This window comes from Bradyrhizobium sp. UFLA01-814 (assembly GCF_046718885.1).
Lineage (GTDB): Bacteria > Pseudomonadota > Alphaproteobacteria > Rhizobiales > Xanthobacteraceae > Bradyrhizobium > Bradyrhizobium elkanii.
In genome coordinates this window covers 1-25,809 of record NZ_JAQOSR010000015.1, presented here as the reverse complement: position 1 = coordinate 25,809, position 25,809 = coordinate 1, and the positions used below count along the sequence as shown (strand labels likewise).

At 66.0% G+C, this 25,809-nt stretch carries 23 protein-coding genes; 14 read left to right on the top strand and 9 right to left on the bottom strand.

The window, feature by feature from the left end; genetic code table 11:
- Window positions 1-28 precede the first annotated feature (28 nt).
- The 6 genes from PMN64_RS07210 (at window position 29) to PMN64_RS07185 (ending at window position 9,907) form a co-directional block, all read left to right on the top strand.
- Window positions 29-1,033: an AAA family ATPase gene (locus PMN64_RS07210; RefSeq protein WP_028338630.1), complete on the top strand. Its 1,005-nt coding sequence runs from the start codon at window positions 29-31 to the stop codon at window positions 1,031-1,033.
- Window positions 1,033-1,977: a DUF58 domain-containing protein gene (locus tag PMN64_RS07205; protein ID WP_411780213.1), complete on the top strand. Its 945-nt coding sequence runs from the start codon at window positions 1,033-1,035 to the stop codon at window positions 1,975-1,977. The genes PMN64_RS07210 and PMN64_RS07205 overlap by 1 nt, the downstream gene beginning before the upstream one ends.
- Entirely contained in the window at window positions 1,977-4,778 is a 2,802-nt protein-coding gene (locus PMN64_RS07200) for a DUF4159 domain-containing protein (RefSeq protein ID WP_411780236.1), read from the top strand. The genes PMN64_RS07205 and PMN64_RS07200 overlap by 1 nt, the downstream gene beginning before the upstream one ends.
- A 1-nt stretch (window position 4,779) precedes the next feature.
- The gene (locus PMN64_RS07195; protein WP_411780212.1) at window positions 4,780-6,843 is read left to right on the top strand and encodes a hypothetical protein; all 2,064 of its coding nucleotides are present in this window, start codon (window positions 4,780-4,782) and stop codon (window positions 6,841-6,843) included.
- 163 nt (window positions 6,844-7,006) lie between these two features.
- Window positions 7,007-7,429, top strand: coding sequence for a DUF2946 family protein (locus tag PMN64_RS07190; RefSeq protein ID WP_028338626.1), 423 nt, complete (start codon window positions 7,007-7,009; stop codon window positions 7,427-7,429).
- 111 nt (window positions 7,430-7,540) lie between these two features.
- Window positions 7,541-9,907, top strand: coding sequence for a TonB-dependent receptor (locus PMN64_RS07185; RefSeq protein WP_411780211.1), 2,367 nt, complete (start codon window positions 7,541-7,543; stop codon window positions 9,905-9,907).
- A gap of 195 nt (window positions 9,908-10,102) precedes the next feature.
- Here the strand turns inward: PMN64_RS07185 and PMN64_RS07180 are convergent, their stop codons facing one another.
- The 3 genes from PMN64_RS07180 to PMN64_RS07170 all read right to left on the bottom strand — a co-directional run bounded on the left by PMN64_RS07180 (window position 10,103) and on the right by PMN64_RS07170 (window position 11,574).
- Window positions 10,103-10,420 (bottom strand): EthD family reductase, encoded by a 318-nt coding sequence (locus tag PMN64_RS07180; protein WP_225158578.1) that lies wholly within the window; start codon window positions 10,418-10,420, stop codon window positions 10,103-10,105.
- Between the two features lie 113 nt (window positions 10,421-10,533).
- Window positions 10,534-11,046 (bottom strand): GNAT family N-acetyltransferase, encoded by a 513-nt coding sequence (locus PMN64_RS07175; RefSeq protein WP_028338623.1) that lies wholly within the window; start codon window positions 11,044-11,046, stop codon window positions 10,534-10,536.
- Window positions 11,047-11,085: 39 nt separating this feature from the next.
- Window positions 11,086-11,574, bottom strand: coding sequence for an NUDIX domain-containing protein (locus PMN64_RS07170; RefSeq protein ID WP_212057488.1), 489 nt, complete (start codon window positions 11,572-11,574; stop codon window positions 11,086-11,088).
- A gap of 147 nt (window positions 11,575-11,721) precedes the next feature.
- Between PMN64_RS07170 and PMN64_RS07165 the strand changes: the two genes are divergently transcribed.
- Entirely contained in the window at window positions 11,722-12,609 is an 888-nt protein-coding gene (locus PMN64_RS07165) for a metallophosphoesterase family protein (protein ID WP_304500377.1), read from the top strand.
- On the opposite strand, the gene PMN64_RS07160 is transcribed toward PMN64_RS07165, so the two are convergent.
- From PMN64_RS07160 to PMN64_RS07150, 3 genes are all read right to left on the bottom strand, one after another.
- Entirely contained in the window at window positions 12,606-13,358 is a 753-nt protein-coding gene (locus PMN64_RS07160; protein ID WP_304496909.1) for a glycine-rich domain-containing protein, read from the bottom strand. The genes PMN64_RS07165 and PMN64_RS07160 overlap by 4 nt on opposite strands.
- 22 nt (window positions 13,359-13,380) lie before the next feature.
- Window positions 13,381-13,956 carry a hypothetical protein gene (locus PMN64_RS07155; protein WP_411780235.1) on the bottom strand — a complete coding sequence of 192 codons (576 nt, stop codon included), beginning with the start codon at window positions 13,954-13,956 and terminating at the stop codon, window positions 13,381-13,383.
- 312 nt (window positions 13,957-14,268) lie between these two features.
- On the bottom strand, window positions 14,269-14,478 hold the full coding sequence (locus PMN64_RS07150; protein WP_016839740.1) for a hypothetical protein: 210 nt from the start codon (window positions 14,476-14,478) through the stop codon (window positions 14,269-14,271).
- A gap of 241 nt (window positions 14,479-14,719) precedes the next feature.
- Here PMN64_RS07150 and PMN64_RS07145 point away from each other — a divergent pair, with 241 nt between their 5' ends.
- From PMN64_RS07145 to PMN64_RS07135, 3 genes are all read left to right on the top strand, one after another.
- Window positions 14,720-16,162, top strand: a complete 1,443-nt coding sequence (locus PMN64_RS07145; protein ID WP_253591127.1) for a short-chain fatty acyl-CoA regulator family protein — start codon at window positions 14,720-14,722, stop codon at window positions 16,160-16,162.
- A gap of 45 nt (window positions 16,163-16,207) precedes the next feature.
- A complete protein-coding gene (locus tag PMN64_RS07140; RefSeq protein ID WP_304496910.1) occupies window positions 16,208-16,348 on the top strand; it encodes a hypothetical protein in 141 nt (46 codons plus the stop codon).
- Between the two features lie 270 nt (window positions 16,349-16,618).
- Window positions 16,619-17,872 (top strand): Spy/CpxP family protein refolding chaperone, encoded by a 1,254-nt coding sequence (locus PMN64_RS07135; RefSeq protein WP_304500379.1) that lies wholly within the window; start codon window positions 16,619-16,621, stop codon window positions 17,870-17,872.
- Between the two features lie 569 nt (window positions 17,873-18,441).
- Here the strand turns inward: PMN64_RS07135 and PMN64_RS07130 are convergent.
- On the bottom strand, window positions 18,442-18,777 hold the full coding sequence (locus tag PMN64_RS07130; RefSeq protein ID WP_028338617.1) for a GYD domain-containing protein: 336 nt from the start codon (window positions 18,775-18,777) through the stop codon (window positions 18,442-18,444).
- On the opposite strand from PMN64_RS07130, the gene PMN64_RS07125 reads away from it, so the two are divergent.
- Window positions 18,776-19,009, top strand: a complete 234-nt coding sequence (locus tag PMN64_RS07125; RefSeq protein WP_411780210.1) for a hypothetical protein — start codon at window positions 18,776-18,778, stop codon at window positions 19,007-19,009. The genes PMN64_RS07130 and PMN64_RS07125 overlap by 2 nt on opposite strands.
- Window positions 19,010-19,160: 151 nt before the next feature.
- Window positions 19,161-20,111 carry an aldo/keto reductase gene (locus PMN64_RS07120; RefSeq protein WP_411780209.1) on the top strand — a complete coding sequence of 317 codons (951 nt, stop codon included), beginning with the start codon at window positions 19,161-19,163 and terminating at the stop codon, window positions 20,109-20,111.
- A 203-nt stretch (window positions 20,112-20,314) separates the two neighbouring features.
- Here the strand turns inward: PMN64_RS07120 and htpX are convergent, their stop codons facing one another.
- Both htpX and PMN64_RS07110 read right to left on the bottom strand, forming a co-directional pair.
- The gene (gene htpX, locus PMN64_RS07115; protein ID WP_411780208.1) at window positions 20,315-21,244 is read right to left on the bottom strand and encodes a zinc metalloprotease HtpX; all 930 of its coding nucleotides are present in this window, start codon (window positions 21,242-21,244) and stop codon (window positions 20,315-20,317) included.
- Window positions 21,245-21,487: 243 nt separating this feature from the next.
- Complete coding sequence (locus PMN64_RS07110) at window positions 21,488-23,116, bottom strand: ATP-binding protein (RefSeq protein ID WP_411780207.1); 1,629 nt, start codon at window positions 23,114-23,116, stop codon at window positions 21,488-21,490.
- Between the two features lie 240 nt (window positions 23,117-23,356).
- Between PMN64_RS07110 and PMN64_RS07105 the strand changes: the two genes are divergently transcribed.
- Together PMN64_RS07105 and PMN64_RS07100 are read left to right on the top strand one after the other, a co-directional pair.
- Window positions 23,357-24,673 carry a lytic murein transglycosylase gene (locus PMN64_RS07105; protein WP_411780234.1) on the top strand — a complete coding sequence of 439 codons (1,317 nt, stop codon included), beginning with the start codon at window positions 23,357-23,359 and terminating at the stop codon, window positions 24,671-24,673.
- 352 nt (window positions 24,674-25,025) lie between these two features.
- Window positions 25,026-25,529 carry a DUF1993 family protein gene (locus tag PMN64_RS07100; protein ID WP_411780206.1) on the top strand — a complete coding sequence of 168 codons (504 nt, stop codon included), beginning with the start codon at window positions 25,026-25,028 and terminating at the stop codon, window positions 25,527-25,529.
- The last annotated feature ends 280 nt before the right edge of the window (window positions 25,530-25,809 follow it).

Below are 25,809 nucleotides of genomic sequence, written 5' to 3'. Positions count from 1 at the left end.
CGCGCATCGTCAAGAAGGAGCGGATCGAATGGCTGGTGCAGACAGCGTCGAGAAACTGGAGGATGTGATCGTCCGTTCGGCCGAGCAGGTCGCGGGGCAGATCAAGGCCGCCAAGGAAGCGGTCTCCACCGTCATCTTCGGCCAGGAGCAGGTGATCGAAAACACCCTGGTGACGATCCTGTCCGGCGGCCACGCGCTGTTGATCGGCGTGCCCGGCCTCGCCAAGACCAAGCTGGTCGAAACGCTCGGCGTCACGCTCGGCCTCGATGCCAAGCGAATTCAGTTCACGCCGGACCTGATGCCGTCGGATATTCTCGGCGCCGAAGTGCTCGACGAGAGCTCGGCCGGCAAGCGTTCGTTTCGCTTCATCGCAGGTCCGGTGTTCGCGCAGCTGCTGATGGCCGACGAGATCAACCGCGCCAGCCCGCGCACCCAGTCGGCGCTGCTGCAAGCCATGCAGGAGCAGCACATCACCATTGCCGGCGCGCGGCATGATTTGCCAAAGCCGTTCCACGTGCTCGCGACCCAAAACCCACTCGAGCAGGAAGGCACCTACCCGCTGCCCGAAGCGCAGCTCGACCGCTTCCTGATGGAAATCGACGTCGACTATCCCGATCGCGACGCCGAGCGGCGCATCCTGTTCGAAACCACCGGCGCCGAAGAAGCGCGTGCCACGCCGTCGATGGACGCCGAGACGCTGCTCACCGCGCAACGCCTGGTGCGGCGCCTGCCGGTCGGCGATTCCGTGGTCGAGGCGATCCTGACGCTGGTCCGCGCCGCGCGTCCCGGCACCGAGGGCGGCGAGGCCGGCAAGCTGATCGCATGGGGACCGGGTCCCCGCGCCAGCCAGGCCTTGATGCTCGCGGTGCGTGCCCGTGCATTGCTCGATGGAAGACTCGCGCCGTCGATCGACGATGTGCTCGATCTCGCCGAGCCCGTGCTCAAGCACCGCATGGCGCTGACCTTCTCGGCACGCGCCGAGGGCCGCACCATTCCCGACGTGATCAAGCAACTGAAGACCCGGATCGGTTGATGGCCGCAGACAACAGGCACCAGAACGAGGAGATCCTTGCGGTTCGACGTGCCGATGGCGAAAGCCGAACGCTCGCCGCGTCGCTGCCGCGTCTGGTGCTTGAGGCCCGCCGTGTCGCCGCCAACGTCATCCATGGCCTGCACGGCCGCCGCCGCGCCGGCTCGGGCGAAAATTTTTGGCAATACCGCCGCTTCGTCTCCGGCGAGCCGTCGCAGCGCGTCGACTGGCGCCGCTCGGCACGCGACGACCATCTCTATGTCCGCGAGCAGGAGTGGGAAGCCGCGCACACGGTGTGGATCTGGCCCGACCGCTCGCCCTCAATGGCCTTTGCCTCGCGCGAGGCGCGCGACAGCAAACTGGAGCGCGGACTGATCGTAGCCTTCGCGCTCGCCGAGTTGCTCGTTGCGGGCGGAGAACGCGTCGGCATTCCCGGCCTGATGAACCCGACCGCAAGCCTCAACGTGATCGACAAGATGGCGGAAGCGATGTTGCACGACGAGAAGACGCGCGCGAGCCTGCCGCCGTCCTTCGTGCCGTCGTCGCTGGCCGAAGTCGTCGTGTTGTCGGATTTCTGGTCGCCGATAGCAGAAATCACGGCGATGCTGGCCGGGCTTTCCTCCTCCGGCGCGCACGGCGCCATGATCCAGGTCGTCGATCCGGCCGAAGAGACCTTCCCTTATTCCGGCCGTGTCGAATTCGTCGAGCCGGAAGCCGGCAGTGTCATCACCGCGGGCCGCGCCGAGAGCTGGGCGAGCGACTATGTCGCGCGCGTCGCGCTGCATCGCGACCAGATCCGCAATGAGACCAACCGGCTCGACTGGCTGTTCTCGACCCACACCACCAGCCGCTCCGCGGCCGAGCTGCTGTTGTTCCTGCATGCCGGCATGATGGTGAGCAAGGGCGGCGGCGGCCGCTCAACAGTCAAGGCGGGACGCAGCGCATGATCGCAGGCCTCCCCCTCTCCTTTGCCGAACCGCTGCTGCTGCTGGGGCTGGTCAGCCTGCCGGTGCTGTGGTGGCTCTTGCGCGTGATGCCGCCGCGGCCGCGCCGGATCGAATTCCCGCCGACGCGGCTATTGTTCGACATCGCGCCCAAGGAGGAGACGCCGTCGCGCACGCCGTGGTGGCTGACGCTGCTGCGGCTCGCCGCCGCCGCGCTCGTCATCTTCGCCGCCGCCGGCCCGATCTGGAATCCGCAGACCGGCGTCGCCGCCGGCAAATTGCCGCTGGTGATCCTGCTCGACGACGGCTGGAGCGCGGCCTCGAGCTGGGATGCGCGGATCAGGGCCGCGGACGAACTGGTCGCCAACGCCGACAGCGACCGTCGCGGTGTCGCGCTGGTGCCGCTGTCCGAGCCCGCGCGCGACATCACGCTGATGCCGGCCGGCGCCGCGCGCGTCGCGCTGCGCCAGCTCGCGCCAAAGCCCTACTCGGTCGATCGGGTTGAAACCCTCAGCGCGCTGGAACGTTTCCTCAAATCGACCGGCGATTGCGACATCGCCTGGCTGTCCGACGGCGTCGACACCGGCCGCGCCAGCGAATTCACCGAGGGGCTCGGCAAGGTGATCGAGAGCCGCAATCTGACGATCTATGCGGGCGGAGCGCAGTCGGCGCAGGCGCTGGTCGCGGCCGAGAACGCCGCCGCCAAGATGACGGTGAAGGTGCTGCGCACCGAGAGCGGCATCGCGGCGGGAACGGTGCGCGCGGTCGACGCCAAGGGCTCGCCGATCGGCGAGGCCCGCTACACATTCGGACCGCAGGATCGCGAGACCGACGCCGCCTTCGATCTTCCGGTCGAGTTGCGCAATGACATCGCACGACTCGAAATCTCTGGCGAGCATTCGGCCGGCGCCGTGCAGCTGCTCGACCGGCGCTGGCGCCGCCGCGCCATCGGCGTGGTCTCGGGTGCGAGCAACGACACCGCGCAGCCGCTCTTGGCGTCAACCTTCTATCTCTCCCGCGCGCTGTCGCCATTCGCCGACGTCAGGCTCGGCGATCGCGGCGCGCCGCAGCAGGTGATCGGGCAATTCCTCGACCAGCGGCTGCCGATGATCGTGATGGCCGACGTCGGCACGCTCTCGCCGGAGATCCGCGACCGGCTCAATGCCTGGATCGAGCAAGGCGGCGTGCTGTTGCGCTTCGCAGGTCCCCGCCTCGCCCAGGCCGATGACGACCTCGTTCCCGTCAAGCTGCGCCGCGGCGGACGCACGCTCGGCGGCAGCCTGACCTGGGAGAAGCCGCAGCACATGGCCTCGTTCGCCGCCGACGGCCCGTTCGCCGGCCTCACCGTGCCGAAGGACATCACCGTCAACCGCCAGGTGCTGGCCGAGCCCGACGCCGTGCTCGCGACCAAGAGCTGGGCCTCGCTGGAGGACGGCACGCCGCTGGTCACCGGCGAGCGTCGCGGCAAGGGCGTGGTCAGCCTGTTCCATGTCGGCGCCGACATGCGCTGGTCGGATCTGCCGATGTCCGGCACCTTCGTTGAGATGCTGCGCCGGCTGATCGACATGTCCGGCTATACCTCGAAGCCCGGCCCCGGCGTCGCCAGCGATCCCAACGCCGAGACGGTTGCGCCGCTGCGCACGCTCGACGGCTTCGGCGTCTTCGGCCCGCCGCCCTCGAGCGCCAAGCCGATGTCGGCAGACTATCGCGATCGCGGCACCGCCGACCATCCGCCCGGCTTCTACGGCACGGCCGAGAGCCCGATCGCGGTCAACACGCTCGCCTCCGCCGATCGTATCGCGCCGCTCGACACCTCGGCCCTGCGCGCGACGCGTGCGAGCTACACCAACGCCGAGCCGCGCGACCTGCGCGGCATCATGCTGTCGACGGCGCTGGCGCTGTTCCTGCTCGATGCGATCGTGGTCGCCATGCTCGGCGGCGGCCTCGCCGCGCTGATCCGGCGGCGCGCGGCACCGGCCGTGCTCGCCTTCGCCTTGATACTCGTGACGTTCGCACCGTCGTCGACACGGGCGGAGAGCAGCGACGATTTCGCCATCAAGGCGGTGTCGCAAACGCGGCTGGCCTATGTCGTCACCGGCAATGCCGACGTCGATTCCATCGTCAAGGCGGGGATGTCCGGACTGACGCTGTTCCTCGGACAGCGCACCGCGCTGGAGGCCGGCGATCCGGTCGGCATCGATCCCGCGCGCGACGAGCTGGCGTTCTTCCCCTTGATCTACTGGCCGATCGTGCCGGGCGCGCCGAAGCCGCCGCAGGACGCCATCAACAAGATCGACGCCTACATGAAGCAGGGCGGCACCGTCATCTTCGATACCCGTGACGCCGTCGAAGCGCCGCCGGGTGACAGCGGCTCATCGCAAACGCCCGGCATGCAGACGCTGCGCGAATTGCTGTCGACCCTCGACGTGCCCGAGCTCGAGCCGGTGCCGCGCGAGCACGTGCTGACCAAGACGTTCTATTTGCTGCGCGACTTCCCCGGCCGCTTCAACTCCGGCCAGACCTGGGTCGAGGCATTGCCGCGCGAGGACGACGACGAGGCTGCACAGCGCCCGGCACGCGGCGGCGACGGCGTCTCGCCGATCATCATCACGTCGAATGACCTCGCCGGTGCCTGGGCGATCCGCCCCGACGGTCAGCCGATGCTGCCGCTGACGCCGGGCGAGCCGCGCCAGCGCGAATTCGCCTTCCGCGCCGGCGTCAACATCGTGATGTACACGCTGACCGGCAATTACAAGGCCGATCAGGTGCACGCGCCTGCTTTGATCGAGCGGCTGGGACAATGATATGAACTACGGCATCGCGTTCACACCGCTGGTTCCCTCGCTCGTGCTGTGGCTCGCGCTCGGCGCGATCGTCGTCATCGCCGTGCTGCTCCTGGTGTCGCGCGCACGGGGCGCCGCGGTGCGGGTCGCGGCGCTGGCGCTGATCCTGCTGGCACTGGCCAATCCCTCCTTCACCCGCGAGGACCGCGAGCCGCTGTCCTCGGTCGCGGCCGTCGTGGTCGACAAGAGCCCGAGCCAGAATTTCGGCACGCGCAACCAGGAGACCGACAAGGCGCGGCAGGCGCTGGTCGACAGCCTGAAGCAGATCAAGGGCCTCGAGGTCCGCGTCGTCGAGGCCGGTCAGGCCGATGGCGAGACCGACGGCACAAAACTGTTCGGCGCGCTGACGTCGGCGCTGTCGGATGTTCCGGTCGAGCGCGTCGCCGGCGCCTTCATGATCACCGATGGCCGCGTGCACGATATTCCGGCCAACGCCCAGGCGCTCGGCTTCCAGGCGCCGGTCCACGCACTGATCACTGGCCGCAAGGACGAGCGCGACCGCCGCATCGCGATCACTGCCGCGCCCCGCTTCGGCATCGTCGGCCAGACCCAGACCATCACCTTCCGGCTCGACGACCAGGGCGTCACCGGCGAGCGCGCCAAGGTCACGGTCCGCCGCGACGGCGAAGTGATCAACGAGCGCACGCTGACCAGCGGCCAGACCTCGAGCGTCGACATCGACATCAAGCACGCCGGACCCAACATCGTCGAGATCGAGGCCTCGCCGCTCGAGAACGAGCTGACGCCGGTCAACAACCGCGCCGTGGTCGCGATCGACGGCGTCCGCGACAAGCTGCGCGTGCTGCTGGTTTCCGGCGAGCCGCATTCCGGCGAGCGCACCTGGCGCAACCTCTTGAAGTCCGACCCCAGCGTCGATCTCGTGCACTTCACCATTCTGCGTCCGCCGGAGAAGCAGGACGGCACGCCGATCAACGAGCTGTCGCTGATCGCATTTCCGACCCGCGAGCTGTTCCAGCAGAAGATCAACGAATTCCAGCTGATCATCTTCGACCGCTACGCCCGCCAGGGCGTGCTGCCGATCGCCTATTTCGACAACATCGCGCGCTACGTCCGCGCCGGCGGCGCGGTGCTGGTGTCCGCCGGCCCCGACTACGCCTCGACCACCAGCATCTGGCGCACGCCGCTGGACTCGGTGCTGCCGGCCGAACCGGTCGGCGTGACCGAGAAGCCGTTCTACGCGCATCTGAGCGATGCCGGTAAGCGCCATCCGGTGACGCGCGGGCTGGAAGGCTCGAATGCCGAGCCGCCGCATTGGAGCCGGTTCTTCCGCACCGTCGATACCCGCAACGCGATCAATCCGCCGGTCATGACCGGCGCCGACGGCAAGCCGCTGCTGCTGCTGTCGCGCTTCGGCGAAGGCCGCGTCGCGCTGCTGCTCTCCGACCACATCTGGCTGTGGGCGCGCGGCTACGAGGGCGGCGGCCCGCATCTCGATTTGTTGCGGCGGGTGTCGCACTGGCTGATGAAGCAGCCCGACCTCGATGAAGAGGCGCTGCGCATGCAGGTGCAGGGCAAGGATCTCATGGTGGTGCGCCAGACCATGGCCGACACCGTCTCGCCGGTCACCGTGACCTCGCCGAGCGGCACCACGCGCGAACTGACGCTCACCGCCGGCGATACCGGCGAGTGGCGCGCGACGCTGCCCGCAAACGAGCTCGGCCTGTGGCAGGCCACCGACGGCACGCTGAAGGCGCTGATCAATGTCGGCCCGACCAACCCGAAGGAATTCTCGGAGGTCACCTCGACCACCGAGATGCTGAAGCCGCTGGCGCAGACGACCGGCGGCGATGCACGGCGCATCGTCGACGGTTCGAGCCTCGACATGCCGCGCGTCGTGCCGGTGCGCTCCTCCTCGATCTTCCGCGGCGACGGCTGGCTCGGCGTCAAGATGCGCGACGCCAGCGTCGTCAAGGGTGTCGGCGTGCTGCCGATGTTCGCCGGACTGGTCGGCCTGCTACTGTTGCTCGGCGCATTCGCGGCAACATGGCTGCGCGAGGGACGCTGAGCCCGGCCGGGCTCACGTCTGCGTTGCATCAAGCACACACAGGCAACGCATCGACACGGTTTGTCTGAACGCTGGTTGACATCGCGCACGCCATCCGATGTTATAATGTAACATCGGGGCGCTGGGGTGTTGATGCGCTCCCGATTGGGTGGGCGTTATCGGCATGCAGTGGTTCCGGCGACACATCAAGACTGGCTCGCGGCTGGCGCTGTTCGCGCTCGCCGTCCAGTTCATGCTGTCGTTCGGGCATTTCCATCCGATCGCGGCCGCGCAAGCGGCGCCCGCGGTCCAGACCGGGCTGTCGCTGGTCGATCTCGCCTATATCGGGACCTCGGCGACGCCGGACCTCGCGGTCCAGGTGACCGGGACGCCACAGCCCGCCAATCACGACAACGACCGGCATCCGGCCGACAATTGCGCGATCTGCGCCGTCATCTCGCTTGCGAGCAGCATGCTGTTCACGGCGCCGCCGGTGCTGTTGCTGCCGGAAGCGATCGAGCTTCTGTTCCGCACCACCAATGCCGAATTCGCCCATCTGAAATCGGCGCCGGCGGCCTTCCACTCCCGCGCACCTCCCCTGTCCTGACATCGACTGATTGCTGCACGCCCTGAGCGGACGGCCGCGTCACATTTGCGGCCTGCGCCAGCGGGGCAAATCGGAATCGATCCGTTATTTCGACGGGCCTGGATCGGGACAATGACACTTCAGAAGAAACGAGCACTCCACATCGGGAGCGTGAGCTGGCTATTGCTGGGCGCGATGAGCCACAATGCGCTGGCCGACGACACGCCGACGCAACTCCCTGACATCACCGTGACGGCACCGAGCCCGATCCAACGGCACCGGACCGCGCCAACGCGCACGCCGAGCCATGTTGTCCGGGCCGCGCCGAGCCGCAACCGCGAACGCGCCGCGGCCGTGCAACCGGCGCCTGCGGCACCCGCGCCGGCACCGCAGCAGGGCGTGCTGCCTGTGGTTACCGATCAGTTCGCCACCGTCACCGTGATACCCAACGAGGAACTGCGGCGATCCGGCGCCGCCGCGCTCGGCGATCTCCTGTTCTCCAAGCCCGGCATCACCGGTTCGAGCTTCGCGCCCGGCGCGTCGAGCCGGCCGATCATCCGCGGCCTCGACGTCAACCGCGTCGGCATCGTCGAAAACGGTCTTGGCGGCGGCGGCGTGTCGGATCTCGGCGAGGATCATTTCGTCCCGATCGATCCGCTCTCGACCAACCAGATCGAAGTGGTGCGCGGCCCGGCCGCGCTGCGCTACGGCTCGACCTCGATCGGCGGCGTCGTCAGCGCCACCAACAACCGGATTCCCGATGCGATGCCGACCTGCGCGGCGACGCCGTTTCAGTCCTACGGATTGCCGGTGAAGGCTCCGCTGGCCGACGCCGGCGCGCCGGGTTGCCTCAATGTCGAGACCCGCACCTCGGTCAGCTCGGTCAATCGCGGCGTCGAGGGCGGCATGCTGCTGGACGCCGGTGGCAACAATGTCGCCGTGCATGCCGATGTCTATGGCCGCACCACCAGCGACTACAGCATCCCCAGCTATCCTTATTTATTTGTGCCCGGCCAGCCATTCAACGGCCGTCAGCCGAACTCCGCGACGCAGTCGGACGGCGCGTCGGTCGGCGCCTCCTATTTCTTCCAGGGCGGCTATATCGGCGCGGCGATCACCCAGAACGACTCGCTCTACCATATCCCCGGCATCGACGGCGCCGATCATCAGACCCGGATCGACGCGCACCAGACCAAGATCGCCGTCAAGGGCGAGTACCGGCCCGACGCTGCAGCGATCGACGCCGTGCGGTTCTGGGTCGGCGCGACCGACTATCACCACAACGAGCTCGGCCTTGCCGATCCGACCGACCTGTTCAGCGACGGCGTGCGGCAGACCTTCACCAACAAGGAGCAGGAAGCCCGCGTCGAGGTGCAGATGATGCCGTTCAACGCGCGCTTCGCCACGGTGACGACCGCGTTCGGCGTGCAGGCCGGGCATCAGGAACTGACCGCGCCGAGCCCGGACGATCCGACCTCGCTGTTCAACGGCCTGTGGAGTCCGAACAACAACAACCGGGTCGCCGGTTACGTGTTCAACGAGTTCAAATTCACGGATTCGACCAAGGCGCAGATCGCCGGCCGCATCGAGCATGTCGACCTGCACGGATCGATGCCGAACTTCCCGGCGGACTATCTCCCCGACGGCGCACCGCAGAGCTCGATCGCGCGCAATCCATCCTACACGCCGGTCAGCGGCAGCATCGGGCTGCTGCAGAACCTGCCCGGCGATCTCGTCGGCAGCATCACGGCGCAATATGTCGAACGCGCGCCGAAGCCTGCGGAGTTGTTCTCGCGCGGCGCGCATGATGCGACCGCGACTTTCGACATCGGCAATCCGAACCTGACCATCGAGACCGCGAAATCGGTCGAGATCGGCCTGCGCAAGGCGACCGGACCGTTCCGCTTCGAGGCCACCGCCTACTACACCCGCTTCAGCAACTTCATCTATCGCCGCCTGACCGGGGTGATGTGCGGCGACGATTTCGACTCCTGCGGCAATGGCGATCCCAACAACGAGGCGCGGCAGGCGGTTTATTCGCAGCGTGACGCGATCTTCCGCGGCGCCGAATTCCAGAGCCAGTTCGACATCGGCCCGCTCAACGGCGGCATCTGGGGCATCGAGAACCAGTTCGACGTGGTGCGCGCCACCTTCACCGACGGCAGCAACGTGCCGCGGATTCCACCGGTGCGGCTCGGCGGCGGTTTCTATTGGCGCGACAGCAACTGGCTGACCCGCATCAATCTGGTGCACGCCTTCGCGCAGAACGACATCGCTGTCATCGGAGAGACTCCGACCGCGGGCTACAATCTCCTCAACGCGGAGATCACCTACAACACCAAGCTGAATTCGTCATGGATCGGCGCGCGCGAGATGACGCTTGGTCTGGTCGGCAACAATCTGCTCAACCAGAACATCCGCAACTCCGTCTCCTACACCAAGGACGAGGTGCTGATGCCGGGCCTCGGCGTGCGAGCGTTCGCCAACCTGAAGTTCTGAGCCAAGCGGGTCCCTCTGCCGTTCGCGGCAGAGGGATTTATCGCGTAGCCCGGATGGAGCGCAGCGCAATCCGGGAACAGCGCAATCCGGGAACACTGTGTCCGCGGTTGCCGATCCCGGATTTCGCTTCGCTTCATCCGGGCTACGAACATGTCCGATGGACGAGCGTGTGAGCCTTGCCGCCCGCGTCGACGATCAGTGGCCGACGACGACTTCGCTGATCTGGATCACCGGTTGCTGATCGGTGTAGTTCGGGATGTCGCCCATGATCTCCTGGGCGTGCTTGCCCATGCCGGCCGCGAAGGCCTCAACCGAGTCGCAGAAGATGTGGCACATTCCGACATAGGTTGCGGGTTGCCCTGGGGCGCCGCCGGCGAGCCCCTTGTCGACGGTGTAGTATTTGCATGCGTCGCCGAGGCGCGCCTTCACCAGCGGCATGTGCTTGTCGCGATAATAGTCGTGATCAAAGCGTGCGCCTGGATTGTTCGGATACATCACACTGACCTTGATCATGACGCGCACTCTCCCTGTTGATATGACATGCGCCGGTCTTGTCCCGGCGCTTGCCTCAACTGTGCTTTAGTTTCCGATAGCGCGCAACAGTTCCGGCGACGCTCGCGAGAACGTCAGATCGCCTTGCTCCAGTCAGGCTGGATCGGTCCGGACACGCCCTCGGCCGCGCCGTCGACCAGTTCCATGACAAGCAGGCGACTGTAATCGACCGGACCGGGCATGGTCATTTGCCCCTTCGGGACCGGCTTGAAGCCGACCCGCGCGTAGTATGGCTCGTCGCCGACCAGCACGATCAGCCGGTGGCCCTTGGCGCGGGCGTCGTTGATCGCACGCTCGAGCAGCGCACGGCCGACGCCGCGGCTGCGAAACGGCGGCTCGACCGTTAGCGGCCCAAGCATCAGCGCCGGCGTATCGCCGATCGTGATCGGCAGCTGGCGCACCGAGCCGACCAGCAGCGTGCCGATCCGCGCCGTGAAGGAGACATCGAGCAGATGATCGACATGCTCACGCAGCCGGTAGGCGCTGAGCACGAAGCGGCCGGGCCCGAAGGTGCGCTCGTGCAGGCGCTCGATCGCCTGGGCGTCTTTCGGGGTCTCGGGCAAGATGGTCAGGGACAATTCGGTCATTGTGGGGCGCGGGATAGCATCTGGCGCGGGCGCGGTCCATCACCGCCATGTCGCCGTCGGCGGCCTGCCTTCGAGCACCTCCGCGATCCGCAGCCGCGTGCCGGGGGTGGTCTCGTCAGGCAGATCAGCCGGATCGAAGAAGCCGCAGGCCACGATCTCGCGATTCGGCTCCGGCAGGCGGTCCTGCCGGTAGTTCCTGACGACGTAGACCGCAACATGATCGCGCGGCGAAACGTGGCTGTTGTGGAAGATGCCGTGCAGCACCGGCTCGCCCTTGAGCTCGATCCGCCCCTCCTCCTCCAATTCGCGCCGCAGCGACTCGATAAAGCTTTCGCCGACCTCGACCCCGCCGCCGGGCAGATACCAGCCATGGACGTAGCTATGCTTGACCAGGAACACCCTGTTGTCGGCATCGAGCACGACGGCGCGGACCCCGAGCGTCATGCTGCGGACCAGCCGCCAGTAGAAATGAAACACCCACCTGATCTGCGGCTCGTAGCGCTTGCGTAAATCGAGCAGGACCGTCACTGAACCCTCGACATCATCGTGTTTGATCCGTGCTTTGATCCTTGCGCGCCTGCGCAGCTCTTGCCAATACAGGGCAGGACGTTCGGGATAGCACGACATGACCGGCTGCCGGCCACTTTTCGCGGACAATCCGAAGGGAATCGCATGATGGCGGCGTTCCGCCTCGCGCATCTGTCGGACCCGCATTTGCCGCCGCTGCCGGCGGCTCGGCTGCGCGATCTGGCCGGCAAGCGCGCCTTCGGCTACCTGAACTGGACGCGCAACCGTCACAAATATCACCGCCGCGACGTGCTCGACGCGCTGGTGTCGGACATGCAGGCGCAGCAGCCGGACCATATCGCCGTGACCGGCGACCTCGTCAATCTGGCGCTGGATGCCGAGTTCAATCCGGCCCGGCAATGGCTGGAGGGCGTGGGTTCGCCTGCCGATGTCACCGTGATCCCCGGCAACCACGACGCCTATGTGCGCGCGACCCGGCATCGCTTCGTCAGTCACTTCGGCGACTATCTGCGCGGCGACGCCGATGGCGCGGCAACGCATTTTCCGTTCGTGCGCCGTCGCGGGCCGCTGGCGCTGATCGGCGTCTCCTCGGCGGTGCCGACGCCACCGCTGATGGCGACCGGCTGGCTCGGCCATCCCCAGCTCGATGCGCTTGATGCGATCCTCGCGCAGCTGTCGCGGGAGGACGCCTTCCGCGTCCTCCTGGTGCATCACCCGCTGCACTCCGACGGCCGCGCCAAGCGCCTGACCGATTCGCATCAGCTGCTCGCGCTGCTCAGGCGCCACGGCGTCGAGCTGGTGCTGCATGGCCACGACCACATCCATTCGACGATGTGGTTCGACGGCCCGGAGCGGAAGATCCCGGCGATCGGCGTGCCGTCGGCATCGGCGCTTGCGCGCAAGCACTATCCGGCGGCGGCCTACAATTTGTTCTTGATCGAGCGTGACGGCAATGCCTGGCGCTGCGAGCAGACCGTGCGCGGCCTCGGCGATCACGACGGCATTCGCGAATTGAAGCAAGTACGACTGTCCTAATCGCCGCCCCCGCCGCCGCCACACCCACCGCCGCAGCCGCCTCCGCTGTCACCGCCGCCACCATCGCCGCCGCCGTCACCGCCATCGCTGCCACCACTCCCGTCGCTGCCGGCATCGCCGAAACCCGCTGACGATCCGTCGATCGACGCGTCGGAGAAATCGCCGCCGCAATAGGGACTGCTACCGCCGATGCCGCTGCGGCGCAGCGCCTCGCAGTCGGTGTGATAGATGAAGCCGTTCGCGATGTTCAGCTTGGCGTCGAGCGCAAACAGCAGCGGCAGCCGGGTCGGCCTGACCGGATCGATGTTCTCGTATTTGCAGCAATACCACCAAACCCGCCGCAGCCCCTCATTGCTCCTGCGCCGCTCCTTCACCAGAACGACCGCGGGGGTGTGATGCAGGAAGCTGCCGAAGGCGCGGCGGCAGAACGCATCATACTCGCGGGTGTAGAGAATGAATTCGTGCCAGAGGTCGTCGGCCGCTTGCGAGGGCATCGAGACGTAACGCTTGCCGCTCATCAGATAGGCGAGCAAGAACTGCCGCAGGCCGCGCGAGACCAGCGCGCTGTCCTTGCGGGTGAAGCCGGGGTGACGCTTCTCGAGCCGCGCCAACAGGCCCGCGGGCCAGTGAAAGGTGCGGATGTATTCGGCGCGCCGCAATGTCTGCCACTTGCCGAACAGCACGGCGCTGCCGACCACCGCGGCGGCCGCCAGGACGCCGAAAAATGCCGAGGCGGGTGTTATGACCACGATGCCCCCGCCCGTTGAGCGGCTAGAAGTTTTGCAAGCTCGCAAACAGCGCGAGACCGAACAGCGCGAGCGCGCCCATGACGAAGCCGAACACGAACATGCCGATCCCGCCGCGGCGCTTCGGCGCCACCACCGGGACGGGCGGCGGCGCCGGCGGCTCGGCAACCGGAAGCGGCGTTGCCACCATCGCATGCTCGCGCTCGATCAGGCGGCGCGCGACATAATCAGTGACGGCATCGACGATCGCGGCGACGTCATGCGATTCGGCGAGCACGATGCGGCCGAACCTCGTGTCCTGCACGAAGCGGTAGATCCGCTTGTCGCGCCCCATCAACACATGCGCGACGACGTCGATCCACAGCCGCGGCGTCTCGCCCTGGCTGATGCCGCGGTCGAACAGATCGACCTTGTCCGGCACCTGCGCGAACAGCGGATCGAGCGCATCGTTGAGGATCTCGAGCCGCGCCACCTCGGCGTCGCGCAACTCGACGACGACACCGGTGCGATCGGCCGCCTCGATCCGCGCCCGCCGCAGCGCCTCTCGCAGCGTCGGCCGCATCTCGCGCGCCTCGCTGCCGGTGTTCTGCGGATCGGACATGCCTTGCGGTCTCGTGGTGACGGGTTTCCTGCGCATTAACCTATCAGCAACCAAGATGTCCGCAAAGGGCGTTGGTTCCCAAGCACTTAGACCGCCACTTATCCCCAGATCAAAGACCTGACGCTGTCCCAAAAGCGGTCGACCCCACCCGGATGAAACCGGATGGGGCCGCCGTCCTTGGACGTTTTCTTAGCTGCGTTAGGATGCGATTGCGTATCGCGACGTCATCTCTTGTTTGAGCATGATCTCCGCGCAAACGCTTGCGTTAGTCGCGAGGGAAAACCGGTTCCCACTTTTCCCGATCATGCTCGTTCAGGCCGAAACCCGCGACGGCTCCTCGACGATGGAGAAGCGCACGCCAGCCTTGTGGCGGCTCTCTTCCGAGACTTCCTTCCAGCACTCTTCGGCTTCCTTGCGGGTCTTGAACGGACCGCGGACCTGGGCTGAGCCTTCGACCAGCTTGTGGAAGTTCATCGACCCGAACTCGCCGCCGATCACCCAGAAATTGCTGCCCTTGCTCATCGTCAGTCTCCTTCAAAAAATCGGGCTGCCTTTGTCCAGCCGCCTGCACCTGATCCCCGCAACCTGCTCGCCGGATCGACATTCTTGACAGAGCATTGCGGACTGCGTGTCAGGAGGTAAACGCGAAAACGCGAAGTTCGTATAGATGCCTTGTTTTTTATTGGTGATGTCATGTAACATCTGAACTTGTAATAAATGTCGATTTGTGAATTTTGTCACAAAATAGGTCAGAAAGCCTGCCATGCCCGGTGAGTCCGGAAAGAAGCTGTTCGTCGGTCCGCGCTTCCGGCGGATCCGCCAGCAATTGGGGCTGTCGCAGACCCAGATCGCCGAGGGGCTCGGCATCTCGCCCTCCTACATCAACCTGATCGAGCGCAACCAGCGCCCGGTGACGGCGCAGATCCTGCTGCGGCTGGCTGAGACCTACGACCTCGATTTGCGCGACCTCGCCACCGCTGACGAGGATCGCTTCTTCGCGGAACTCAACGAGATATTCTCCGATCCCCTGTTCCGCCAGATCGACCTGCCGAAGCAGGAGCTGCGCGACCTCGCCGAGCTCTGCCCCGGCGTGACGCATGCGCTGCAGCGGCTCTACGCCGCCTACACCGAGGCGCGCCGCGGCGAGACGCTGGTGGCGGCGCAGATGGCCGACCGCGAAGGCTCGCAATTCGACGCCAATCCGATCGAGCGGGTGCGCGACCTGATCGAGGCCAACCGCAACTATTTTCCGGAGCTCGAGACCGCCGCGGAGAATTTGCGCGACGAGCTCAACGTGCCGACCGAAGGCCTGTTCACGGCGCTGACTACGCGCTTGCGCGAAAGACATTCGATCCTGACCCGCGTGATGCCGGTCGACGTGATGCGCGAGACGCTGCGCCGCTTCGATCGGCACCGCCGGCAGCTCTTGATCTCCGAACTGGTCGACAGCTCCGGCCGCAGCTTCCAGCTTGCGCTGCAGATCGGCTTTGTCGAGTGCGGCGCCGCGATCGACGCCATCGTCAGCCGCGCCGGCCCGCTCGACGACACCGCGCGCCGGCTCTACCGCATCACGCTCGCCAATTACTTCGCAGCCGCCGCGATGATGCCCTATCAGGCGTTTCATTCCGCAGCTGAAGCCTTGAGCTACGACGTCCATGTGCTGGCGCAGCGCTTCAACGCCGGCTTCGAGCAGGTCTGCCACCGCCTCACCACGCTGCAACGGCCGAACGCGCGCGGCGTGCCGTTCTTCCTGCTCCGCGTCGACAATGCCGGCAACGTGTCGAAGCGGTTTTCCTCGGGCACCTTCCCGTTCTCCAAGTTCGGCGGCACCTGCCCGCTCTGGAACGTGCACTCGACCTTCGACATGCCGGATCGCCTGCTCAGCCAGGTGATCGAATTGCCGGATGGCACGCGCTACTTCTCGATCGCGCAGATGGTGCGCCGGCCGGTGGCGCCCTACCCGCAGCCGCAGCCGCGCTTTGCGATCGGGCTCGGCTGCGAGATCCGTCATGCGGCAAAACTCGTCTATGCCACCGGCATGGATCTGGAAAAGGTCGAGGGCACCCCGATCGGCGTCAACTGCCGGCTTTGCGAGCGCGAGAATTGCAGCCAGCGCGCCGAGCCGCCGATCACGCGCACCCTGATCCTGGACGAGACCACGCGGCGGGTGTCTTCGTTCGCGTTCTCGAATGCGCGGGAGTTGTGAGCCAAGGCTCAATCCATCGCGGCAAAGGCCCTGCACCAGCCGTCCTTGCTGATCGCGCCCTCGACCACCTTTGCAGCCATCGGGCGCGACGAACAGCGTGCACATCGCCTGCACGAGGCGCTGGTCCGGCGCGGCGCCTGGCCGCCGAAAACGGAGGAGGATTCGACCGAGGACGACGTGCGCTAAAGCAGGATCCGGAAAAGTGCGAAGCGGCTTTCCCTCGCGACAACGCGTTTGCGCGAATCACACACCAAACTAAAGCGCGATGACGATTCGACCCAGCGCGTGTACTCGACGCGACTAATCCGTTGACGTCGTGACCTGACCGCAGGTTCACCCAATGAAAACGGCGGGAGGAACTTTCGGTTCCGCTGCGAGTCATATTTGTGACGCGATGTGGCCTGGGCCGCCAAGGGAGAGACCGAGGGAGAGATCATGTCAAAGTCCCGCCTTGGAATGGCTGCGGCCGGCGTTGCAATTGGCGTTCTGGGAGCGCTGCCGAGCGCGGCCGACGCGGGTTTCCGCCTGCGCGTTGGCGGCCCCGTGAGTGTCGCGCGCTTCGCGATGGCCGGCGTGCTGTCGGTCGCAGGTCTCCGCCACGCACGCATGGCGGCGCGCCACAGCCGCGTCCGCATGGCTGCTCTAAGACCGCAAGATCTTCGCCCCGCCGCCGAGTCGATCGGCCCGAGTGAGCGCGCGCAGCTCACTGCCGTCGCCGCGCTGGCCGGCTGGCAGGGCGGCCGAGCTGCGCAAGGCTGGTGGCAGCACTCCGACGGTTCATACGGCTGGGTCGGTCCGCTCTTCTGGCCGTTTGCCTATAGCGATCTCTATGACTACGTACTTCTCAATGATGGCAGCGGCTTCTGGGCCTATGGCTACGGCGATCTCTACGCCGCGATCTTCTCGCCTTACGCTGCGAGCGATCTCTCAGCGTTTGCGGCCGAGCGCCCCGCCGGGAGGCGGCATCGCAAAGCGCCCTCGGTGCAGGAATTCTGTAGCGGCGACACCGCCGAGACGACCGGCCTTCCCCTCGAGCGGATCGGCCTGGCGGTCGCGGCGAACGAGGCGCAGCGCGCAGCCTTCGACGAGCTCGCGAGCGCCTGGATTTCCGCCGGCAACACCATCCGCGCTTCCTGTCCAGCACAGACCGCAACCACCGCGCTGGAGCGACTCGCGGCCATGCAGAGCCGCGTCAACGCGATGCTGAGCGCAGTTGCGACCGTTATGCCGCCATTTCAAAAATTCTACGATCTCCTAAGCGATGAACAGAAGGCCCAGCTCAACACGCCCGAACGCGACCGCCGCGCTAACGCTGCGGCCGCGAAGCTGAAGGAGATGCAGGACGCCGCCTGCCAGGCGAGCCGTGAACCGCAAGACGAGCAACAGGCCGAAAAGCAATACCGCCAGCTCGTCGCCCAGCAATGGCCCCTCGACGACATCGTCGCCAGCCTGAAACTGAACGATACGCAACGGGCCGCGCTCGAAGTGGTGCAGGATACCACGATGGGCACCATGGAAGCCTTAAACCCATGCCCGCCAAAGGACGCGCTCACCCCGCCGGCCCGCCTTAAGGCCGCAAAGGCGCGGTTGGAAGCGATGAGAGAGGCGATCATCAGCGTGAACGACGCGGTCGACGATTTCCGTTGGAACCTGAGTGACGAGCAGAAGACGCAGTTCGAGGGGCTCGGTCTGAAGAAGCGGGGGGTGTGATTTTTCCATCCCCAAGCGGCGCTGGTCGGCCAAGGCGATACTTCGCATCCCCTGTCGCATTTGCTAGTCGTCCGCTAAGAAGGGCTGGACATGCGAGCATGCGTTATAGGGGCGGGCTCTAAGTAGTTCGGTCGCGCGACCGAGACGCCGTTCAACATGAACTTTGAGGCCCGCACGTAGTCAACTGAACTTCTTTGGATGTTGCTTATTGGCCCAAGGCCGACATACGGCGATGTCGGCCTCAACGTCAGCTTCCGAGATCAAAGCGGACGCGAAGAATTCATGAGTACACGCCCTGATCTCATCGCGCCTTAACGCGTGCTGCGCTCGTCTTGCCGAAGCGGAGGCCGAGCGAGGCGGCGGACGTCATGCGACGGCACAACCAGCCGGGGCTTGCGAGCCGGCATGCGCGCAGGACATCCGCCTGAGCGACTGCCCATCCGTCGACCGCGCCCCGGATCTGTGGCGCGCAACGGCCCTCGCCTTCGCGCGGCGCGCCGGAAAGCGCCGCCGCGCGAGAGAGACAACAGCGTCAGATCGATCTGCGCCGTTTTGGATCGCTCGGTCTGCTAGCCGCCGGGCGGCGTGTAGGCGGCCTTGAGCTTGGTCGCGTGCTGACGCACCACCTTGATCTCGTCCTGGGTAAAGAGCCGGATCAGCCTCACATTCTGCATGGCGCCGGCCGCGACGACCACGCCGCTGACCGCAGGCGCGAAGCTCGGATCCGGCACGTCGAAGATCACCATCACGCCGGGACCATCGGTCGCCGTGCTGTACATCGAAATCAGCTTTCCGCCGGCGGCCTCGATCAACTTCTTCGCGGCCTCGTATCGATTGGTCGTCGGGTTTTCCATGATGTTGTTCAGGGAACGCGGGGTGTATTCACCAGAGAAGCAGAAATGCATGGCAATCGCTCCATTTGGTTGGAATGAAAAAACATTCACCCAGGCACGCGGCCCGGGCAGAGCATTTCGTACTGAAAAATGGGAAGAAATGGCCTGCCGATGGCCAGTCGCGCTGCCGCTCATTCTCCGGATTTCGGCGCAACCGGTGGCAGCTCACTGCGCAATCTACATCAAATATCCGGCAAATGAAATCGCGCTCTATCGAGGTGGCACCGTAGGGCAGCCTGCCTGACACACGAGCGAGCATGGTATGTCCACGACCAACCCGGACCTCACCCGCACCCTTTGCCTCACATCACGCGACAGGCACCAACGCCTTGCAAACAAGGGCGATCTGCCTCAGTGTCCGGCGCCCGCCACCAAGAACGAGCGAAAGAAAACTCATGAAGCATCGCGCGCTCGGCCGCTCCGGCCTCACTGTTCCTCCCCTGTGCTTCGGCTGCAATGTATTCGGCTGGACCGTGGACGAGACGTCGTCGTTTCGCCTGCTCGACACCGTGCTCGATCAGGGGCTGACATTCCTGGATACGGCGGATGTCTATTCACGCTGGGTGCCGGGCCACAGCGGCGGCGAATCCGAGACCATCATCGGCAAATGGATCAAGGCGCGCGGCAACCGCAACCGCGTCATCCTCGCCACCAAGGTCGGCATGGACATGGGAGACGGCAATGTCGGGCTGAAGCCGGACTACATCGCGCGCGCCGTCGAGGATTCGCTGCGGCGGCTGCAGACCGATTTCATCGATCTCTACCAGTCCCACAAGGACGATGAGACGACACCGCAGGAAGAGACGCTCGCGGCCTACGAGAGACTGATCAAGGCCGGCAAGGTCAGGGCGATCGGCGCCTCGAACTTCTCGGCGGAGCGGCTCCAAAGTGCGCTCGACATTGCCAAGGCAAATGGGTTGCCGCGCTACGAGAGCATGCAGCCCGAATACAGCCTCGCCGAGCGCTCGAGCTACGAAGGCGCGCTGCAACGCGTCTGCGAGGCGAACGACGTCGGCGTGATCACGTTCTTCTCGCTCGCCGCAGGGTTTTTGACCGGCAAATATCGCTCGGAGAGCGACTTCGCCAAGAGCCCGCGCGGTGCACGCAGCATTCCAAAATACATGAACCCGCGCGGCATGCGCATCCTGGTCGGTCTCGACGAGGTCGCCGCGGAAACCCGCGCTGAGCCGGCCGCGGTCGCGCTCGCCTGGCTGATGGCAAAACCCTCCGTCACCGCGCCGATTGCCAGCGCCACCAGGCCCGAGCAGGTCGCAACGCTGGTCGCGGCGACCAAACTTGAGTTGAGCAAGGACCAGGTCGAACGGCTGGACGCCGCGAGCGCGTAGCAGCGGCTCCACTTCACCTCGCCCGCGTGCGGGGAGAGGTCGGAACGCATCGCTAGATGCGTTCCGGGTGAGGGGGAGCTTCCGCGAATGCAGCTATCGCCGCATCTGCGGAGACAGCCCCTCACCCCAACCCTCTCCCCGTAAGAACGGGGCGAGGGAGCACACCGCCTTCGCGGCTGCCGTTCAATCCCACCTCACCTCGCCTACCCCCACGGCCCGCGCTGGCCGGATCCACCCCATGGGCTGCGCGGCGGATAGCTTCCGCCGGCCGGCCGCGGCGCGGTTTGGGTGCCGAGCTCAGCGGCGAGCTGCTGCAGCGCGGCGATGCGGTTCGCGGTCGAGGGGTGGGTCGCGAACAGGTTGTCGACGCCGTGGCCCGACAGCGGGTTGATGATGAACATGTGCGCGGTGGCCGGATTGCGCTCGGCCTCCATGTTCGGCACCTGATGCGCGGCGTTCTCGATTTTCGCGAGCGCCGAGGCCAACCACATCGGCTGGCCGACGATGCGCGCGCCGTAATTGTCGGCGGCGTATTCGCGGGTGCGGCTGATCGCCATCTGCACCAGCATGGCGCCGAGCGGCGCCAGGATCATCATCGCGATCGAGCCGACGATGCCGGGGCCGTTGTTGTTGCGGTTGCCGCCGAAGAACATGCCGAACTGCGCCAGCATCGAGATCGCACCGGCGATCGTCGCCGTGATCGTCATGGTCAGCGTGTCGTGATGCTTGATATGCGCAAGCTCATGCGCGATCACGCCGGCAAGCTCCTCGCGGCTGAGCTGCTGCATCAAGCCCGTGGTGACGGCGACCGCCGCGTTCTCCGGATTGCGGCCGGTCGCGAACGCATTGGGCTGCGCCTCGTCCATCAGGAACACGCGCGGCATCGGGAGCGCGGCGCGCTGCGCCAACTCGGCGACGAGATTGTAGAGTTCGGGCGCCGAGCCCGCATCGACCTGATGGGCGCCGTACATCGACAGCACCATGCGATCGGAATTCCAGTAGGCGAACAGATTTGTCGCAGCCGCGACCATCAGCGCGATCACGGCGCCGGTGCCGCCGCCGATCAGATAGCCGACCCCCATGAACAGGGCGGTGAGGCCGGCAAGCAGGAGCGCGGTGCGGAAATAGTTCATCGTTGTTCCCTCACGGCGAGCGGAATGCTGCCACAACTGACGCCGCTCAGGTAGGGATTTTGACGCTGAAGCCGCAAGGGGAACCAGTGCGTCGCAGCGACGCGGCGGGGGTTAATGATTGGTCATGTGCGGCGCCGTTCGTAGCCCGCATGAGCGAAGCGATATGCGGGGGCACCGCCCCGGATATCGTTTCGCTCATCCGGGCTACGAGATCGTGCCTACGCCGCCGGTTACGGAAGCGCGCTACGCCGCCGGCTCCTGCGCGATCACCGTCTCCTCCTCGCGCAGTGCGATGCGCAACATGCGGGCGAGCTCGGCGCGGCTGTAGGGTTTTGCCAGGAACAGGATGCCCTGTTCGAGCTTGCCGTCCTGGTCGATGGCGTCATCGGTATAGCCCGACGTGAAGAGGACGCGGAGACCCGGGCGGCGCTTCCGCGCTTCGGTGGCAAGGTCGCGCCCGTTCATCGCGCCCGGCATGATGACGTCGGTGAACAAGAGATCGATCGGCGCGCCGCTGTCGAGCACGGCAAGGGCTTCGCGGCCATCATTGGCCGACAGCGTGGTGTAGCCGAGGCTCTCGATCTGGGTCAGCACATAAGAGCGCACCAGCTTGTCGTCCTCGACGACAAGCACGATTTCCCGCGCGCCGCGCGCGTCCGGCTGCCGCCGCTCGGGCACTGCTGCCGGCGAGACCACCGCCGCGCGCGGCAGATAGAGCATCACCCTGGTGCCGCGGCCGACCTCGCTGTCGAGCACGACGTGGCCGTTGGATTGCCTGACGAAGCCGTAGACCATGCTCAGCCCGAGCCCGGTGCCCTTGCCGACGTCCTTGGTGGTGAAGAACGGCTCGAACACCTTGGCCAGGTCGGCTTCCGCAATGCCCCGGCCGTTGTCGGTCAGCGCGATCGCGACATAATCGCCGGCGGCAAGCCCGTCATGGCCGTTCACGTCTGATGGCTTGAGCTCGGCGGTGCGGGTCTCGATCGTCAGCCGGCCGCCCTTCGGCATCGCGTCGCGCGCGTTGAGCGCAAGGTTGATGATCGCGGTGACGAGCTGGTTGCCATCGACCAGTGCGCGCGGCAGATCGGGTGCGGAGTGAAAATCGATGTCGACACGGTCGCCGATGGTCGGCCGCAGCAGCTCGATGGTGTCGACCATCAACGCGTTGACGTCGACGTCGCTCGGCTGCAGCGGCTGCTTGCGCGCGAAGGCGAGCAGATGCCGCGTCAGCGATGCGCCGCGCTCGGCGGCGTCGCGGATCAGCGAGGTGATCTCGGTGAGTTGGCGGTTGTGGGTGACAGCGTCGGCCAGGATGTCGATGGTGCCGGTGATGACGGTGAGGATGTTGTTGAAGTCGTGCGCGATGCCGCCGGTGAGCTGGCCGACCGCTTCCATCTTCTGCGCCTGGCGGATCTTGCTCTCATTGGCCTCGGCCTCGCGGAAACGCTCGAGCAGGAATTCCGAGCGCTGGCGCTGCCGTCCCTCCTCGGCGAGCGCGACATGCGCCTCGCGCAACTGCTCTTCGGTCGGGATCGCGAGGATCCGCGGGATCAGCGGCCAGAGCAGCACGGCGGTGAAGATCGAGGCGACAGCGGTGAGCGCCTTGAGCAGGCCCTCGAGACCGTAGATCGGCACCCACAGCGTGTAGATCGAGAACACGTGGGTGAGGCCGCAGGCGAGGATGAACGCGGCGAACGGCCAGGCCATCCAGCCGAACTGGAAATCGCGCCGCTTGGAGACGAGGATCGCCAGCGCAAACGGGATCGAGAAATACGAAGCGGCAATGATCGCGTCTGAAATCACGTGGAGCCAGATCAGCTCCGGTTCCCACAACAGGCAGATGCCGTGCGGCGAAAACGTTGACGAATCCAAGAGACGCTCGAGAAAACTCCACATGGGTCCCTCCGGGCGTAATCGATCCGCCGACACCCCTGCCCGCGAATCACCGGCCGATCATAGCGGCGGCGGCTCAACCTACCTCAGCCCAATTGGTCTAAGAGCGGCACCCCCGTTGTTGCCCGGTGTCGCCCTGGTGTATGCAGATTGGGCTTCAGTTTCCCTTCTTTCCAGCCGGTGACATCGATGCCAGCCTCTCCCCTCCGCGCCCCGATCATGATCGCAGCGATCGCGGGGGCGCTGGCGCTCTCTACCCTCGCCTCGGCGCAGCAGCCGCTGCCCAGCCCCTTGAATCCCGCGCCAGTCAGGCCGCGCCCTGCCGCCGTCGCCTCGCCGAGGGCTGCGTCTTGCCACAACGGGCAAAACTTCGATCGCTTCCTCGCCGAGCTGAAGCAGAAGGCGGTCGCCGCCGGCGTCTCGCAGCGCACGATCGCGGAGGCCGCGCCCTACCTGATCTACGACCAGGGCATCGTCAACCGCGACCGCGGCCAGCGCGTGTTCGGGCAGATATTCACCCAGTTCGCCGGCCGCATGGCCGCGAACTATCGCATGCAGCAGGGCCAGCAATACATCCGGACCTATGCCGCCGCGTTCGCGCGCGCCGAGAAGGAGTATGGCGTGCCGCCGGCGGTGATTGCCGCGTTCTGGGGGCTGGAGAGCGATTTCGGCGTCCAGATGGGCAATTTGCCGACGCTGAAATCGCTGGTGTCGCTGGCCTATGATTGCCGCCGCTCCGAGATGTTCCAGGGCGAGACCATCGCCGCGCTGAAGATCATCGAGCGCGGCGACCTGACGCCCGACGAGATGATCGGCTCATGGGCCGGCGAGCTCGGCCAGACGCAATTCTTGCCGACGCACTATTTCAACTACGCGGTCGACTATGACGGCGATGGCCACCGCAATCTCCTGCAAAGCGGCCCCGACGTGATCGGCTCAACCGCCAACTACATCGCCACCGGATTGAAGTGGCGGCGCGGCGAGCCGTGGCTGCAGGAGGTGCGCGTGCCGCAGGCGGCAAACTTCCCGTGGGACCAGGCCGATCTCACCATCAAGTTGCCGCGCTCGAAATGGGCGTCGCTTGGTGTCAGCTCGACCGACGGCAAGCCATTGCCGAATGACGAGATGCCGGCCTCGCTGCTGCTGCCGATGGGCCGGATGGGTCCGGCGTTCCTCGCCTATGCGAACTTCGCCGCCTACACCGAGTGGAACAACTCGCTGATCTATTCCACCACCGCCGGCTATCTCGCCGGCCGCATCGCGGGCGCGCCGCCGATGCAGCGGCCGCACGCACCGGTCGCGCAACTGCCGTTTGGCGAGATCAAGGAGCTGCAGGGACTGCTCGCGCGCGCCGGCTACGACGTCGGCAAGATCGACGGCGTGCTCGGACAGGCAAGCCGCAGCGCGGTGAAGGCGATGCAGATGAAATACGGCCTGCCGGCGGATTCCTGGCCGACCGCGGAGCTCCTGGCGCGGATGCGCGGCGGGCCCCGCACTCAGCCGGCCGCCGATGCCGCGGCACCGGAGATGCGGTAGAGCAAACGCCCATTTTCCGTAACCCGGATGCAGCGCAGCGAAATCCGGGACAAGCCCCGATGCGCCTCCCCGGATTGCGCTGCGCTCCATCCGGGCTACGCGACCTCGTACGATCCGTCACCCTGAGGTGCGAGCGGAGCGAGCCTCGAAGGGTCGACGGCCACCAGCCGGGCCGTACATCCTTCGAGGCTCGCTGCGCTCGCACCTCAGGATGACGGGTCCAAGACAGGTGCTGCGCGAAATATTTGACCAAGTGTTACAGCCTCCCGCAGTTGTATTCTTCCCCTTGCCGCCCCACTTGCAGCATCGCCGTTCGGTAACATCCGGATTTCATCAGAACAGGGAGCATCACATGTCCTTTCATGACGCCGTCGTCCCCGCCTACCTGCAGATCCTCAACAGCCTCACCGGCGAGCTGACCAAGGCCGAGGCGCATTGCGAGGCGAAGAAGATCGCGCCCGAGGTGCTGCTGGGATCGCGGCTCTATCCCGACATGCTGCCGCTGACCAAGCAGGTGCAGCTGGTCTGCGATCACGCCGCACGCGGCTGCGCGCGGCTGACCCATAACGAGGTGCCGTCGACGCCCGACACCGAGAAGAGCATCAGTGAACTGAAGCAGCGGCTCGCCAAGACCATCGACTATGTGAAGTCGTTCAAGCCGGCGCAGTTCGACGGCGCCGACGCGCGGGACGTCACCTTCCCGATCGGCCCCGATCGCACCATGACCCTGAAGGGCCAGCAATTCCTCAGCGCGTTCTCGTTCCCGAACTTCTACTTCCACGCCGTGACCGCGCACGACATCCTGCGCCACAACGGCGTCGAGATCGGCAAGCGCGATTTCCTCGGTGTCAGCTGACGCGCTTCGTTCCCTCATGGTGAGGAGCGCGTCTTCGCGCGTCTCGAACCATGAGGCCCCACTCGGGCCACATCCTTCGAGACGCCGCTTCGCGGCTCCTCAGGATGAGGACCTACAAGGGCCGGGGTGATCGATATTCCCTGGCGCGGGATTTTCCGCCTTCGCCTAAAGCGGGATGGGTTTAGGTTGAATCGATTTGGGATTCCCAAATCAGTGTGTTTCTGATTCACCATGCTGGCTGGATAGGAGGCCGGCATGGATGGGCAAGCCTTATTCCCTG

Coding starts and splice junctions, on each gene's coding strand:
- PMN64_RS07210 (WP_028338630.1), top strand. CDS start 29: ATGGCTGGTGCAGACAGCGTCGAGAAACTGGAGGATGTGATCGTCCGT.
- PMN64_RS07205 (WP_411780213.1), top strand. CDS start 1,033: ATGGCCGCAGACAACAGGCACCAGAACGAGGAGATCCTTGCGGTTCGA.
- PMN64_RS07195 (WP_411780212.1), top strand. CDS start 4,780: ATGAACTACGGCATCGCGTTCACACCGCTGGTTCCCTCGCTCGTGCTG.
- PMN64_RS07190 (WP_028338626.1), top strand. CDS start 7,007: ATGCAGTGGTTCCGGCGACACATCAAGACTGGCTCGCGGCTGGCGCTG.
- PMN64_RS07185 (WP_411780211.1), top strand. CDS start 7,541: ATGACACTTCAGAAGAAACGAGCACTCCACATCGGGAGCGTGAGCTGG.
- PMN64_RS07180 (WP_225158578.1), bottom strand. CDS start 10,420: ATGATCAAGGTCAGTGTGATGTATCCGAACAATCCAGGCGCACGCTTT.
- PMN64_RS07175 (WP_028338623.1), bottom strand. CDS start 11,046: ATGACCGAATTGTCCCTGACCATCTTGCCCGAGACCCCGAAAGACGCC.
- PMN64_RS07165 (WP_304500377.1), top strand. CDS start 11,722: ATGGCGGCGTTCCGCCTCGCGCATCTGTCGGACCCGCATTTGCCGCCG.
- PMN64_RS07155 (WP_411780235.1), bottom strand. CDS start 13,956: ATGTCCGATCCGCAGAACACCGGCAGCGAGGCGCGCGAGATGCGGCCG.
- PMN64_RS07150 (WP_016839740.1), bottom strand. CDS start 14,478: ATGAGCAAGGGCAGCAATTTCTGGGTGATCGGCGGCGAGTTCGGGTCG.
- PMN64_RS07145 (WP_253591127.1), top strand. CDS start 14,720: ATGCCCGGTGAGTCCGGAAAGAAGCTGTTCGTCGGTCCGCGCTTCCGG.
- PMN64_RS07135 (WP_304500379.1), top strand. CDS start 16,619: ATGGCTGCGGCCGGCGTTGCAATTGGCGTTCTGGGAGCGCTGCCGAGC.
- PMN64_RS07125 (WP_411780210.1), top strand. CDS start 18,776: ATGGCAATCGCTCCATTTGGTTGGAATGAAAAAACATTCACCCAGGCA.
- PMN64_RS07130 (WP_028338617.1), bottom strand. CDS start 18,777: ATGCATTTCTGCTTCTCTGGTGAATACACCCCGCGTTCCCTGAACAAC.
- PMN64_RS07120 (WP_411780209.1), top strand. CDS start 19,161: ATGAAGCATCGCGCGCTCGGCCGCTCCGGCCTCACTGTTCCTCCCCTG.
- htpX (WP_411780208.1), bottom strand. CDS start 21,244: ATGAACTATTTCCGCACCGCGCTCCTGCTTGCCGGCCTCACCGCCCTG.
- PMN64_RS07105 (WP_411780234.1), top strand. CDS start 23,357: ATGATCGCAGCGATCGCGGGGGCGCTGGCGCTCTCTACCCTCGCCTCG.
- PMN64_RS07100 (WP_411780206.1), top strand. CDS start 25,026: ATGTCCTTTCATGACGCCGTCGTCCCCGCCTACCTGCAGATCCTCAAC.